Annotated in this window: 12 protein-coding genes; 11 read left to right on the plus strand and 1 reads right to left on the minus strand. The window is 68.0% G+C overall.

Features of this window, described 5'->3' with window-relative positions; translation table 11 throughout:
- Positions 1–71: 71 nt before the first annotated feature.
- The 5 genes from hemE (at position 72) to lnt (ending at position 5,899) form a co-directional block, all read left to right on the plus strand.
- Positions 72–1,142 (plus strand): uroporphyrinogen decarboxylase, encoded by a 1,071-nt coding sequence (gene hemE / locus ON45_RS12125; RefSeq protein ID WP_083914864.1) that lies wholly within the window; start codon positions 72–74, stop codon positions 1,140–1,142.
- The gene (hemH, locus tag ON45_RS12130) at positions 1,139–2,101 is read left to right on the plus strand and encodes a ferrochelatase (RefSeq protein WP_040494207.1); all 963 of its coding nucleotides are present in this window, start codon (positions 1,139–1,141) and stop codon (positions 2,099–2,101) included. The genes hemE and hemH overlap by 4 nt, the downstream gene beginning before the upstream one ends.
- 28 nt (positions 2,102–2,129) lie before the next feature.
- A complete protein-coding gene (gene hemG / locus ON45_RS12135; protein WP_051062964.1) occupies positions 2,130–3,509 on the plus strand; it encodes a protoporphyrinogen oxidase in 1,380 nt (459 codons plus the stop codon).
- 4 nt (positions 3,510–3,513) lie between these two features.
- On the plus strand, positions 3,514–4,293 hold the full coding sequence (locus ON45_RS21465) for a class E sortase (RefSeq protein WP_051062965.1): 780 nt from the start codon (positions 3,514–3,516) through the stop codon (positions 4,291–4,293).
- Between the two features lie 79 nt (positions 4,294–4,372).
- Positions 4,373–5,899, plus strand: a complete 1,527-nt coding sequence (gene lnt, locus ON45_RS12145; protein ID WP_148288655.1) for an apolipoprotein N-acyltransferase — start codon at positions 4,373–4,375, stop codon at positions 5,897–5,899.
- On the opposite strand, the gene dtd is transcribed toward lnt, so the two are convergent.
- Positions 5,877–6,332, minus strand: a complete 456-nt coding sequence (gene dtd / locus ON45_RS12150) for a D-aminoacyl-tRNA deacylase (RefSeq protein ID WP_040494210.1) — start codon at positions 6,330–6,332, stop codon at positions 5,877–5,879. The two genes, lnt and dtd, sit on opposite strands and share 23 nt — an antisense overlap.
- Before the next feature lie 122 nt (positions 6,333–6,454).
- Between dtd and ON45_RS12155 the strand changes: the two genes are divergently transcribed.
- From ON45_RS12155 to ON45_RS12180, 6 genes are all read left to right on the plus strand, one after another.
- Positions 6,455–7,765, plus strand: coding sequence for a peptidoglycan-binding protein (locus ON45_RS12155; RefSeq protein WP_040494212.1), 1,311 nt, complete (start codon positions 6,455–6,457; stop codon positions 7,763–7,765).
- A gap of 77 nt (positions 7,766–7,842) precedes the next feature.
- Positions 7,843–9,150: a glycosyltransferase family 4 protein gene (locus tag ON45_RS12160; protein ID WP_040494214.1), complete on the plus strand. Its 1,308-nt coding sequence runs from the start codon at positions 7,843–7,845 to the stop codon at positions 9,148–9,150.
- Between the two features lie 21 nt (positions 9,151–9,171).
- Entirely contained in the window at positions 9,172–9,918 is a 747-nt protein-coding gene (locus tag ON45_RS12165; protein ID WP_040494216.1) for a class I SAM-dependent methyltransferase, read from the plus strand.
- Positions 9,915–10,928, plus strand: coding sequence for a glycoside hydrolase family 15 protein (locus ON45_RS12170; protein ID WP_083914862.1), 1,014 nt, complete (start codon positions 9,915–9,917; stop codon positions 10,926–10,928). The genes ON45_RS12165 and ON45_RS12170 overlap by 4 nt, the downstream gene beginning before the upstream one ends.
- A gap of 54 nt (positions 10,929–10,982) precedes the next feature.
- Positions 10,983–11,792, plus strand: a complete 810-nt coding sequence (locus ON45_RS12175) for a lysophospholipid acyltransferase family protein (protein WP_148288656.1) — start codon at positions 10,983–10,985, stop codon at positions 11,790–11,792.
- A gap of 45 nt (positions 11,793–11,837) precedes the next feature.
- Entirely contained in the window at positions 11,838–12,911 is a 1,074-nt protein-coding gene (locus ON45_RS12180; protein WP_148288657.1) for an MFS transporter, read from the plus strand.
- Positions 12,912–13,035: the final 124 nt, after the last annotated feature.

Raw genomic sequence — 13,035 nt, forward strand, 5'->3', positions numbered from 1 at the left:
CTCCGTGCGCGAACTGTTCACGAGAACGGGGGCGATTGGGCCCGGAACGCGGTCGATAGCGTCGGATGTCGATGACCGCTCCCGACGTCCCGTTCCTCGACGCAGCACACGGACGTCCGGGCTCGCGCACACCGGTCTGGTTCATGCGTCAGGCCGGGCGGTCACTCCCCGAGTACGCAGGGGTGCGAGGTGAGGGTTCGATTCTCCACGCGATCAAGCAGCCCGAGGTCGCCGCCGAGATCACGCTCCAACCCATCCGTCGTTACGGCGTCGATGCGGCGGTGCTCTACAGCGACATCGTGGTGCCGCCGCACGCGGTCGGTTTCGGAATCGACGTGTCCCCGGGCACCGGCCCCGTCGCCGACCACCCGCTGAGGAGCCGTGCCGACCTCGATCGCCTGCGTCCGCTGGAGCCCGACGATGTCGACTACGTCACCGACACCGTGCAGCTCCTCACCCATGAACTCCCCGCATCGGTCCCGCTGCTCGCGTTCGCCGGCGCACCGTTCACCGTGGGGAGCTACCTCATCGAGGGACGCCCGAGCAAGGACTACCGCTTCACGAAGTCGATGATGTACGAGGATCCGTCGCTGTTCCACGACGTGATGGACCGACTCGCGACCTCGGCGATCACCTTCATCGATGCCCAGCTCACCGCCGGCGCGCACGCGTTCCAACTGTTCGATTCCTGGGCCGGCTCACTCTCGTTGGCCGACTACCAGCGGTTCGTGCTCCCCCATTCGTTGCGCGTCTTCGCCGAGCTCCGCATGCGGCACCCGGATGCACCGTGCGTGCACTTCGGGATCGGATGCGACCATCTCCTCGAGGCGATGTACGCCGCGATGCCGACGGCCGGGCCGCGCATCCTCGGCCTGGACTGGCGGACTCCGATCAGCGCCGCTCGCCGGCGCATGGGCCCCGGACTCGTCGTCCAGGGAAATCTCGACCCCGCACTCGTCCTTGCCGGTGTCGACGCTGCGCTCGCGGGCACCGACCGGGTGCTCGAGGACAACACGGAGTCCGGTGGCCATCGCCATCCGGGACACATCTTCAATCTCGGCCACGGGGTGCATCAGGACTCCGACCCCGACGTTCTCCAGGCGGTCGTCGACCGAGTGCACAGCGCGACGGCATCCCGATGACGGACGAGAACACACCACCGACCGGCGTCGTCCTGATGGCGTACGGCACGCCACGTCATCCGGACGAGGTCGAGGCGTACTACACCGACATCCGGCGCGGTCGCCCGCCCACACCCGAGGCGCTCGCCGACCTCGTCGCCCGGTACGACGCCATCGGCGGAATCTCTCCGCTCGCCGTGCTCACGGCGGACCAGCGCAATGCGCTCCAGGGTGCGCTCGATGCGCGAGCACCCGGACGGTTCCGTGTCACGCTCGGCCTGAAGCACGCCGACCCGAAGGTCGAAGCGGGTGCGGCACAGCTCGCACGGTCGGGCGTCGACGCGATCGTCGGGTTGGTGCTCGCGCCGCACTACTCGTCGTACTCGATCGGTCAGTATCAGCAGCGCGTTCGCGACGGTGTGGACCAAGCGGGAGCGTCGATGCCCGTCGTCGCGATCGACAGCTGGGCGACCGAGCCCGCATTCATCGAGTTCCTCGGCGACGACCTGCGATCGCGGCACGAGGCGATGACCAGTGCGCTCGCCGAGGCCGGCGACGACCGCAGCATCAGGGTCGTGTTCACCGCCCACTCGCTCCCCCAGCGGATCATCGACGAGGGCGACCCGTACCCCGACCAGCTTCGCTCCACCGCGGAAGCCGTCGCGGACGAGCTTCGCCTGACCGAGGGTGACGACTGGATGATCGGATGGCAGTCCGCTGGTCGGACTCCCGAACCGTGGATCGGACCGGACATCCTCCAGGTCATCGACGATCTCGGAGCGGACCCGACGGTCGGCGGGGTGATCATCTGCGCCTGCGGCTTCGTCGCCGACCATCTCGAGGTGCTGTACGACCTGGACATCGAAGCTCGCCATCGCGCCGACGATGCGGGCCTGTTGTTCGACCGAACGGCGTGTGTGAACGACGATGAGGACGTGATGGACGCGCTCGCCCGTCGCGTGATCGACGCCGTCCGGTGATCTCGATCGCGAAGCGCCGAGCGGCGTGATGGGGACCCGTCGCATCGCTGTCGTCGGAGCGGGAATCACCGGCGCCGCCGCCGCCCATCGCCTCGTGACGTCGTCTGCTGACGTCGTCGACGAGGTCGTGTTGTTCGAACGCGACGAACGCGTCGGAGGGCGGATCGACGGTGGGCCGTTCGCCGGTCTGGACTCGGTCGATGCGGGGGCCGACGCCTTCCTGGCACGGGTCCCGGACGCGGTCGGTCTGGCACACGAGGTCGGCCTCGGCGACGATCTCGTACATCCGGAGAAGGTCGGGGCTGCGGTGTGGTTCGACGGCTTCCACGACATCCCGGAAGGACTCGTCCTCGGCGTGCCGGGCAACCCACTCGCCCTGGCACGCAGCGGGTTGCTGACGTGGCGGGGCAAGGCGCGCGCGGCGGCCGAGCCGCTGTTGCCGCGGACGTCGACCGAACACGACAGCATCGGGCGCTACGTCCGCGCTCGTTTCGGTGACGAGGTCCACGAGCGACTCGTCGACGCACTCGTCGGCAGCATCTACGCCGCCGACACCGACCGCTTCAGTCTCGCCGAGGTCCCGCAACTCGCCGCGCTGACCGAAGATCGCAGCCTGCTCCTCGGAGCACGTCGCATCGCGCGCCGCAACGCAGGGACCGCGTCAGCGGACGCCGCGCCGATCTTCGCGACGCCACGCGGCGGCATGCGCGCGCTCGCAACCGCCACGGTGGCGTCGTTCGAGTCCGCCGGCGGTTCGCTGCGATCGGGGACCGCTGCCGAGATCCGCCGAGTCGGCGCCGCGTGGGAAGTCGGGGGCGAGCGATTCGACGCCGTCATCTGCACGCTCCCGTCGGACCGGATCGATGCGGTCGTCCACGGCTCGACTCCGATCGCGCCGACCGAAACGATGGATCGAGCGGATGTCGTCATGGTGACGCTGCACGTCTCGGAGGACGAGTTCCCGGAACGATTCCGGGGTCGCAGCGGCTATCTGGTGCCGAAACCGGTGCAACGACACGTGACCGCGGTGTCGTTCGGCAGCCAGAAGTGGGCGCACTGGAGGCCGCCCAGCGGGGGCGAGATCCTGCGCGTGTCGCTCGGTCGAGACGGCGCACCGATCCTGCATCTCGACGACGACGAGATCGTCGGACGCACTCTCGACGACCTGCGAACCCACTTGGGCGTCGCCCTCACTCCGGTCGAGGTTCGGGTCAGTCGCTGGCCGGGCGCGTTCGCCCAGTACCGCCCGCACCATCGGCACCAGGTGGAAGCCATTCGCTCGGCTCTCGATCCCGGTCTGTTCGTGGCCGGCAGCAGCTACGACGGGATCGGCATCCCCGCGTGTGTCCGCAGCGGGCGAGGATTCGCCGACTGCGCTGTCGATTTCGTCGAGGCTCTGGCAACATGAAGTGATGGGCCACGCGGACGCCGAAGGGGTGGATCGCCCCGCGGAGATCGATCCTGGCGCGCCCGAGACCATCGACGTTCCCGTCTCACGCAGGAAGATGTTGACGGTCGGAGTCCCGGCGGTCGCGGTCGTCGCCGCCGTCGGCGCAGTCCCGTTCCTGTTCGGATCGCGACGCGACGACGAGTTCGTGTCGAGCCTCGCCGACGTCCAGACCACCATGACGACCACTCCACCGACGACCACGGAGCGGGCGATCCTGCCCGGATCGACCACCACGTCGACATCGACGACGAGCACCACCACGGCGCCGACGACGACGGTCGCCCCGACCAGCACGGTCGCCGAGCTCCCCCAGCCGATCGCTCCTCCGGCCGACTCCCGGGCCGAGGAGGAGTTCCTCCAGCTCGGCTCGATGTCGATTCCCAAGCTCGACGTCGAAGCGCCGCTGCTCGAAGGAATCAGACTGACCACGCTCGATCTCGGCCCGGGACACTGGCCCGGTTCCGCGATGCCTGGCGAGGTCGGCAACGTCGTCGTCGCCGCGCATCGAACGAGCCACGGCGGGCCGTTCCGTCACATCGACCAGTTGGTCGACGGCGACGTCGTGTCGTTCACGACCGACGGGGTCGAGACGGAGTACCGGGTGACGGGAACCCAGATCGTCGAACCCGACGCGCTCTGGATCACCGACCCCACTCCGGAGCCCACGGCCACCCTGTTCGCCTGCCATCCGCCCGGTTCGGTCGCCCAGCGCATCGTCGTCAACCTCGAACTCGCGACCTGAGGCGTTGCATGACGGGGCGGACCCGTTCCGTGGTGCTCGATCGCGGATAGAACAGTCCCCCGTGACCGCCGGTGCCGCCATGTCGCCTCCGAGCGACGCCCCGCGCCGACAGAACCTCGCCCGGGGGGCGCTGGCACTCGGCGCGGGAGTCCTGGTCGCGCTGTCGCTCCCGCCGTGGGGGTTCTGGCCGCTCGCGCTGATCGGCGTGGTCCTGTTCGACGTCAGCCTCGGTGCCGACCCGACCCGACGACAGCGCTTCGCGTTCGGATGGCTGTTCGGCGCCGGGTGGATGTTCATCGGGATGGGGTGGATGATCCAGTTGACCGGCCCCGGCTACATCGCCGCCGGCGTGATCTTCGGCGGCTTCCACTCGGTCGCCGCGGGACTCGCTCCCGACGGAAAGTGGCGCGTTCTCGGACGACCGGCCCTACACACGCTGGCCGAGGCACTGCGCTTCTCGTTCCCGTTCGGGGGTGTGCCATTGGCATCGATGGGGATGTCCCAGGTCGGCGGCCCGATCGCTCCCGTGGTCACCGTCGGCGGGGTCATTCTCATCACGTGGGTCGTGTTCCAGCTGGGCACGCTCGCGAGCGCGGCGCTGTCCGCACGGACCGTGCCGACCGCGTGGCCGGGAGCCACGCTGATGTGGTCGCTGACGGCTGCCACCGTGGCCGTGATCGGGGTGGCCTACGTCGCACCCGATGGAGACTCGACTGGCGAGACCTTGACCATCGCCGCGGTGCAGGGAGGCGGCGAGCAGGGAACCTCGGCGCTCGACGTTCCCTCACGCCTCGTCACCGAGCGTCACCTCGATGCCACCGCGACGATCGAGCCCGATCCCGAACTCGACCTCGTGCTGTGGCCGGAGAATGCGATCGACGTCGTCACGTTCGAGACCTCCGACATCGCACAGCAGATCGTCGACGAAGCCCGGCGTCTCGATGTTCCGATCTCGGTCGGCCTCACCGAGGACGTCGTGATCGACGGGAAGCGTCGGTACACGAACGCTCAAGTCGTCATCGCCCCCGATGGCGAGATCGTCAGCCGCTACGACAAGGTGCGCCGGGTGCCGTTCGGCGAGTACGTCCCGCTGCGCGGGGTGCTCGAACGGATCACCTCCGCCGTCGATCGCGTCGGCGACGCCGTCCCCGGCACCACTCCTGCCATCCTCGAACTCCCGACCGGCGAGCAACTCTCCGCGGTCATCTCGTGGGAGGTCTTCTTCGGTGGACGCGTACGCGAGGGCGTGGAACTCGGTGGGAGCGCCGTGATCAACCCGACCAACGGCGCCAGTTACACCGGCACGATCGTGCAGACCCAACAGGTCGCATCGAGTCGGCTCCGGGCGATGGAAACCGGCCGTTGGGTCGTCCAGGTCGCGCCGACGGGGTTCACCGCGTTCGTGTCGCCCGATGGAACGGTGGTCGAGCGCACCTCGCAGCGCGAACAGAAGGTGTTGACCCACGAGATCGAGTTGCGTGACGGATTCACCTGGTACACGTCGCTGGGCGACGCACCGTTCATCGTCGCGCTGCTCGCGGCCGCCATCGCCTCGATGGTGTTGGGCGGTCGATTCGACTGGGTCAGACGTCGATCACCAGCGTGATCGGACCGTCGTTCACGAGTTCGACCTCCATCTCCGTGCGGAACCGGCCGGTTTCGACGGACGCGCCGTTCGCACGGAGTCGCTCCACCACCCGTTTGACGAGCGGCTCCGCATGCTCGGGGCGCGCCGCCTCGATCCAACTCGGCCGACGGCCGCGCGACGTGTCGCCGTACAGCGTGAACTGACTGACGACGAGGAAATCCGCCCCGACCTCGCTCGCTCCGAGATTCATCACCCCGTCGGCGTCGTCGAAGACGCGGAGTCCGGCCAGCTTGGCAGCCAACTTGTCCGCCTGTTCCGCCGAGTCCGAGTGGGTGACCCCGACGAGGACACAGAGTCCCGCTCCGATCTCGCCGACCGTCTGGAAGTCGGCATTGCTGTCAGCACGACTCCGAACGCTGGCGGAGGTGACTCGCTGGACGACGGCGCGCATCCGCCCATCGTCACACGCGCCCACCGTCCGGGTCGGACTCCGGCGCGGTTTCCGAATCGGCATCCTGCCCGGACCGCCGCGCTCGTCACTCCCCTCTCGGATCGGTAGATTGTTGCGATCTCATGACGGCCCCCGACGCATCCCCTCACGCTCACGAGCGCGCACCCCGGCCGTGGGCGGCGCTCACCGGGCTCATCGCCGCGCTCGCCATCCTGCTCGGGGCGAGCAGCACCGTCGCTGCCGACCAACCCGTGACCCACTTCGACGCGGCGGACGCCCCGCAGATCAGCGTCATCGGCGATTCGACGTTGAGCGCTGTTCGTTGGTACGCCGACTACGGCCCGCTCGAACGGTTCAACTTCGTGTTCAGCGCCGAGTCGTGCCGACGCACGATCGAACAATCGTGCATCAGCCGAGAGGGCTACCGGTCCGACAACGTGGTCACCGCGATTCGCACGCTCGGGGACCTCGGCGAGGTCCTCGTCGTCATGTCGGGATACAACGACCCCGTCTCCACGATCGATGAGGCGATCGAGACCGTCACCGACGAAGCACGGGAGCAGGGCGTCGACCACGTCGTCTGGTTGAGCCTGCGCACCAGCGACGACGTCGACTACTCCGATCCGCAGGAACAGTCGAGCATCGAGACCTTCCGCGAGTACAACCAGCAACTCTTCGAAGCAGCCGAAACGTCCGACGGCTATCTCCAGGTCGCCGACTGGGCTGCCTACTCGTTCGGCGCATCCGGCTGGTTCGAGGGCGACGGTGTCCACCTCACGCCGACCGGCGTCGACGCCGTCACCCTGTTCATCTCCGGCATCGTCGACCGAGTGCTGGCGGGCGAGAACGTCAGCCCGGCTGCGGCACCGTGGACGATCCTCGTGCCCGGAGCCGAAGGCGACCCGATCTCCGAGGTCCAACAGGCCCTGATCGACTCCGGCGTCGACGTTCCCGGTGGTGCCGACGGCGTCTTCGGGTACGACACGATGGCCTCGGTCGCCGAGTACCAGCGCGACCGGGGTGACCTCCAGGTAACGGGCGCCGTCGACATGGCAACCGCCCGCGCGCTCGGCGTCTACGAGGATCCCGATGCCGTCGACACCGTCGCGCCGAGCGCGGCTGTCACCGAAACTCCGGCGGCAGCAGCGGTTGCTCCCGTCGCCGAACCCGACGCGGTACCGCAACCGCTCGACACCGGCGACGATGGCATCCCGCGATCGCTCCTGATCATCGGGGTGTCGGTCGCCGCACTCGCGCTGGCCGTCGTGCTCCGCCGCCGCTCCGTCGTCGCCCGGCGTGCCGACCGTCGTCGAGCCCGAGTCCACCCGGCGACGTCGCCACATCGCAGCGTGGCCGACCTCCGTCGATCGGGCGAACTCCCGATCACGCGGTCGGGCACGCGCTCCCACGGCGAGCGCTCGGTGAACGTGTGACACACGTCAGATGTCGACGGTGCAACAACCCGGAGTGGGCTACCGACCGGTAACCGGTGCCCGATAGCCTTCCCCGAATGTCATCGCACGGGTCGGGAAATGTGTTGGATCCGGACGCACCCCTGACGATCGCCTACCTCACCTATCGCGGCAAGCCCCACGTCGGCGGCCAGGGTGTCTACACCCGCCAGCTGACCAAGGCGCTCGTCGACCTCGGCCACACCGTCGAGGTGTTCGGCGGGCAGCCGTATCCGGTGCTCGACGATCGAGTGAAGATGCACGAGATGCCGAGTCTCGACACCTTCAACGACCACTTTCCCGGTCGACTCCCCGGCTATTGGGAGATCAACGACCGGTACGACCTGATGGAGATGGCGCAGTTCCTGACCGGGACGTTTCCCGAACCGCTCGCCTTCTCCGCGCGTGCTGCGAACGCGCTGAATCAGCGCCTCGGCGACTTCGACCTCGTGCACGACAACCAGTGTCTCGGCTACGGAATCCTGAAGATCGAGGAGAAGATCCCCACGATCGTCACCCTCCACCACCCGATCACCAAGGACCGCGAGCTCGAGATGAGCCACGCCCGCACCCGCTACAAGCGGTGGTCGGTCGGACGCTGGTACTCGTTCGTCAAGATGCAGGGCAAGGTCGCCTCGAAGATGCCGCGCATCGTGGTCGTCAGCCAGAACTCGATCGACGACATCCATCAGGACATGGGCGTCAGCAGGGACCGGATGCGCCTCGTACCGGTCGGCGTCGATCCCGACCTGTTCAAGCCGGTTCCCGAGGTCGAGCGGCAACCCGGGCGTCTGATCACCACGGCGTCGGCCGACGTGGCGCTCAAGGGCCTCTCGTACCTGCTCGAAGCGATGGCCAAGCTGCGCACCGAACGGGACATCACGCTCACGATCATCGGCAAGCCGAAGCCCGGCAAGTCGATGCGCCTGATCGAGGAACTCGGTCTGCGCGAGCACATCGAGTTCGTCTCGGGCGTCTCCGACGAGCGCATCGTCGAGCTCTACTCCGAAGCCGAACTCGCGGTCGTCCCGAGCCTGTACGAGGGCTTCAGCCTCCCCGCGATCGAGGCGATGTGCTCGGGCACGCCGCTCGTCGCAACCGACGGCGGTGCGCTCCCCGAGGTCACCGGCACCGACGGCGAGACCGTTCTCTCGTGCCCGGCAGGCGACAGCGAGGCCCTGGCCGCCGCGATCGCCCGCGGTCTGGACGACCCGGAACTGCGGGCACGGATCGGCGCAGCTGGCCGCGAGCGCGTCGTCGAACGGTGGACGTGGCGCCGCTGCGCCGAACTCACGGTCGATCAGTACCGCGAGGTGCTGTCGATGCCGGCCAACGTCGCCAAACTGCAACGCAACAACCGGATCTGACCCCCTCACCCTCCCGTCATCATGCTCACCATTCGTTTCGACCGCCTCGATCTGCGCCCTGGTGACCGCGTCCTCGACGTCGGCGCCGGTTTCGGCCGCCACGTCTTCGAATGTGCACGTCGCGGCGCCGACGTGGTTGCACTCGACTACGCCGAGGACGAGGTCATCGAGACCCGGGCGACTCTCGGCGCCATGGTCGACTCCGGTGAAATCGACATCGCCCGCTTCAAGGGCGTGCTCCGCGGCGATGCCACGAAGCTCCCCTTCGCTGACGGATCGTTCGACAAGGTGATCACCTCCGAGGTGCTCGAACACATTCAGGACGATGTGACCGCGATCGCCGAGATGGTGCGCGTCCTCAAGCCCGGCGGGACCTTCGCCGCGACCGTGCCGGCGTGGGGCCCCGAGAAGATCAACTGGATGCTGTCCGACGAGTACCACGCGCCCAAGAGCGTCGGCGGACACGTGCGGATCTACTCCAAGACCGAACTGGCGGCGAAGCTGCGCTCCTCCGGACTCGACCTGCGCGGAAGCCACCGTGCCCATGCGCTGCACTCTCCGTACTGGTGGTTGAAGTGCGCCGTCGGTCCCCGGAACGACGATCATCCGATGGTCGAGAAGTACCGCTCGTTCCTCGAGTGGGACATCGTCGAGCAACCGACATCGACTCGGGTCGCCGACAAGGTGCTGTCACCCGTGCTCGGCAAGAGCATCGTGTTCTACGGGCACAAGCCCGCCGACGCCGACCCGGAACCGGGCATCGCGTGAGCGCGATTCCCGCACTGGACGGTGTGATCACCGCCGAGGAGCTCGAGATGACCGCGCACCACCTCGCGTCGCTCCAGCTCGACGATGGGATGATCCCGTGGTTCCCCGGCGGTCACTGCGACCCGTGGAATCATGTCGAGACCGCGATGGCGCTCGATGTCGCGGGCCTGCACAAGGAGGCCGAGCACGCCTACGAGTGGCTCGCCGACGTGCAGCGGCCCGACGGCAGCTGGCACAACTACTACGCGAACGACGGATCGGTCGAGGACAGCAAGCTCGACACGAACGTGTGCGCCTACATCGCGACCGGCGTCTGGCACCATTGGCGTTCCACCTGGGACCGCGGCTTCGCCGACAACATGTGGCCCACGGTCGAGCGGGCGCTCGACTTCGTCCTCGGGCTTCGCCGTCCGGACGGACTCCCGCTGTGGGCGATCGAACCCGATCGTCGCCCGTGGGACTACGCGCTGATGACCGGCACGTCGAGCATCCAGCACGCATTGCGCTGCGGAGCACATCTCGCCGAGGCGATGAACGATCCCCGGCCGGACTGGACCGAGGCAGCCGACGAGATGATCGCTGCCGTGCGTACGCAGCCGAAGGCCTTCGAACCGAAGAAGCGCTGGGCGATGGACTGGTACTACCCGGTGCTGACCGGCGCGCTGCGCGACCACGAGGCGAAGGCCCGGATGGCCGACGGCTGGAACACGTTCGTGATGGAAGGGCTCGGCATCCGTTGCGTCAGTGACGAACCGTGGGTCACCGCGTCCGAGACGGCTGAGTGCGCCCTCGCATTCGCGGCCATCGGCGACCTGTCGACCGCAACCGACCTGCTGCGATGGACCCGGACACACCGTCGGATCGACGGCTCCTACTGGACGGGCATCGTGTATCCGGACCACGTGCTGTTCCCGTTCGAGGAACACACCAGCTACACCGCCGCTGCGGTGATCCTCGCGGTGGATGCGATCACCTCGACGACGCAGGCGAGCAAGCTCTTCATTCCCTGATCCCGGACGGGCCGCGCCGGGGTGCGCGCCGTTGCGGTCGGTACAGTCGCTGCGGTGAAGTCGAAAGCTGTGCAGTCGGTCCTGTCGATCTGGGGCTGGTTCGTTCTCGGCGTCTCGGTCTTCCTGTTCACTCCCGTCGTGGCGATCGTCCGTCTGGTGACGATGCCGTTCGACAAGGGTGCGTACGCCGCGGGGTACACGTTCCGCAAGGTCGTCATCCCGTTGAGCAAGCTGAATCCGCTGTGGACGTTCCACACGTCGGGCACGCTGCCCGACGACATGCGCCGCCCCTACGTCGTGGTGTCGAACCACGAGAGCTTCGTCGACATGATCCTCATCTCGCACCTGCCGACCGAGATGAAGTGGTTGTCGAAGGTCGAGATCATGAAGCTGCCGTTCATGGGGTGGATGATGCGGCTCTCGCGGGACGTCCCGCTGGTCCGAGGCGATGCGAAGTCGGCGGTTGCCGCGCTCGATGAGTGCCGGGAGCGACTGTCGTGCAACGTGTCGGTGATGATCTTCCCGGAGGGGACCCGCTCCGTCACGCCGGAACTGAACACGTTCGCGGCCGGAGCCTTCAAGCTGGCGATCGAGGGGCAGTACCCGATCCTCCCGATGGCCGTCCACGGGACCCGCGATTGCCTGCGCAAGAACGACTGGCGCCAGGGTCGGGCCGTTGCCGAGGTACGCGTGCTCGAGCCGGTGCCGACCGCGGGCTTGACGAAACAGGACCTTCCCGAACTGCGTGACAAGGTGCGCGCGATGATCTCCGACGCACGTGACGACCTGCGTGCGAAACACGGATTCGTCGCACCCGAGCTCGACGCGACGCCCGAGACGACTCCCGACTCCGAAGCGGGCTGACCCCTGCAGGTCCCGGCACGGTTGCAGCAGGCAGCCTCGTTGTCGGTGCGGCCGGCGATCGTCGCCGCGATCGGAACGAGCACGGCGATCTTCACGGCGACGCCGTTCCTCCTCCGCCCGATCGCCGACGAGTTCGACGTCTCGGTCGGCTCGGCAGGCTGGGTGTCGACCGCACAGTTGGCCGGCTTCGTCCTGGGCTCGTGGGGCGCGGGACGTCACCTGCGCCCCGTCCGATCGGTCTTCGTCGCGCTGTGCTTGATCGGTCTCGTCGGCAACCTCGCGGCCGCAGCCGCACCCGGCCTCATGGGACTCGGTGCGGCGCGTTTCGTCAGCGGGGTGTCCCTCGGGCTGGCCGCCTGGTTCGCCTGGCAGGACGCATTCGGTGACGCCGACAAGACGAGCGACGTCGCCGTGGTCGGTCCGCTCATCGGGATCGTTTTCCCGCCCGTGTTCACCGTGGCACTCGACGCGATCGGCGTGCGCTGGATCTTCGTGGTCCTCGCCGTCATCGCGGTGTCCCCGCTGGTCTTCGCTCATCAGGTCGGAGTGAAGGATCGACTTCGCCCCCACCGCACGCGCCACGCCGCGACGCGGTCGAGCGTCGTGATGCTGGTCGCGTTGTGCCTGGTCACGCTCGGCGGCTCGTCGGTCTACGTGTACGCCGCAGCGATCGGCACCGATTTCAACGGCTTGTCACCGTTCGCCGTGTCGTTGGCATTCAGTGCCAATGCGCTCGTCGCCGTGCCGGCCGCCCGATGGACCGGCCGTCGCGGACCAGCGGGGATCTGGTACCTCGCCACGGCGGTGATGGCCGTTCTGCTCTCGTCGGTGCACGTGACCGCCGTGTTCCTGTTCGCAGTGATCGGATGGGGATTCGTGTTCTTCATGGGCATGCCCGCCGCGTTCGCCCTGCTGGCGTCGAAGTCCCGGTTCCCCGAGGAGCGTGCCGGCGACGCTCAGGCCGTGATGGCCCTCGGCCGGGTGTTCGGACCGCTGATCGGCGGCGCGTTCCTCGCTGCCGACGCAATGGTCGCCATGGGCGTCACCTCCGCCGCGATCCTCTGCATCGCCGGCTCGATGATGATCTCCCTCGACCGCGGCCGCCTCTCCACCCTCTGACCACCGGGCCGGACCGGGCGGAATTGGGGTCTGACGAGCTTCCGTGCGGAATCCTGAGCGAAATGAGCGTCCCTGACATCACCAGCACCCGGTCGTCCTCTCGCTCCGGAATCAGCCGAGGGAG

This window comes from Ilumatobacter nonamiensis YM16-303 (assembly GCF_000350145.1).
GTDB classification, from domain to species: domain Bacteria; phylum Actinomycetota; class Acidimicrobiia; order Acidimicrobiales; family Ilumatobacteraceae; genus Ilumatobacter_A; species Ilumatobacter_A nonamiensis.

What these genes read in the sequence shown, in the direction of transcription:
- lnt (WP_148288655.1), top strand. Translation starts at nt 4,373, where the DNA reads ATGTCGCCTCCGAGCGACGCCCCGCGCCGACAGAACCTCGCCCGGGGG.
- hemE (WP_083914864.1), top strand. Translation starts at nt 72, where the DNA reads ATGACCGCTCCCGACGTCCCGTTCCTCGACGCAGCACACGGACGTCCG.
- hemH (WP_040494207.1), top strand. Translation starts at nt 1,139, where the DNA reads ATGACGGACGAGAACACACCACCGACCGGCGTCGTCCTGATGGCGTAC.
- ON45_RS21465 (WP_051062965.1), top strand. Translation starts at nt 3,514, where the DNA reads ATGGGCCACGCGGACGCCGAAGGGGTGGATCGCCCCGCGGAGATCGAT.
- ON45_RS12155 (WP_040494212.1), top strand. Translation starts at nt 6,455, where the DNA reads ATGACGGCCCCCGACGCATCCCCTCACGCTCACGAGCGCGCACCCCGG.
- ON45_RS12160 (WP_040494214.1), top strand. Translation starts at nt 7,843, where the DNA reads ATGTCATCGCACGGGTCGGGAAATGTGTTGGATCCGGACGCACCCCTG.
- hemG (WP_051062964.1), top strand. Translation starts at nt 2,130, where the DNA reads ATGGGGACCCGTCGCATCGCTGTCGTCGGAGCGGGAATCACCGGCGCC.
- dtd (WP_040494210.1), bottom strand. Translation starts at nt 6,332, where the DNA reads ATGCGCGCCGTCGTCCAGCGAGTCACCTCCGCCAGCGTTCGGAGTCGT.
- ON45_RS12165 (WP_040494216.1), top strand. Translation starts at nt 9,172, where the DNA reads ATGCTCACCATTCGTTTCGACCGCCTCGATCTGCGCCCTGGTGACCGC.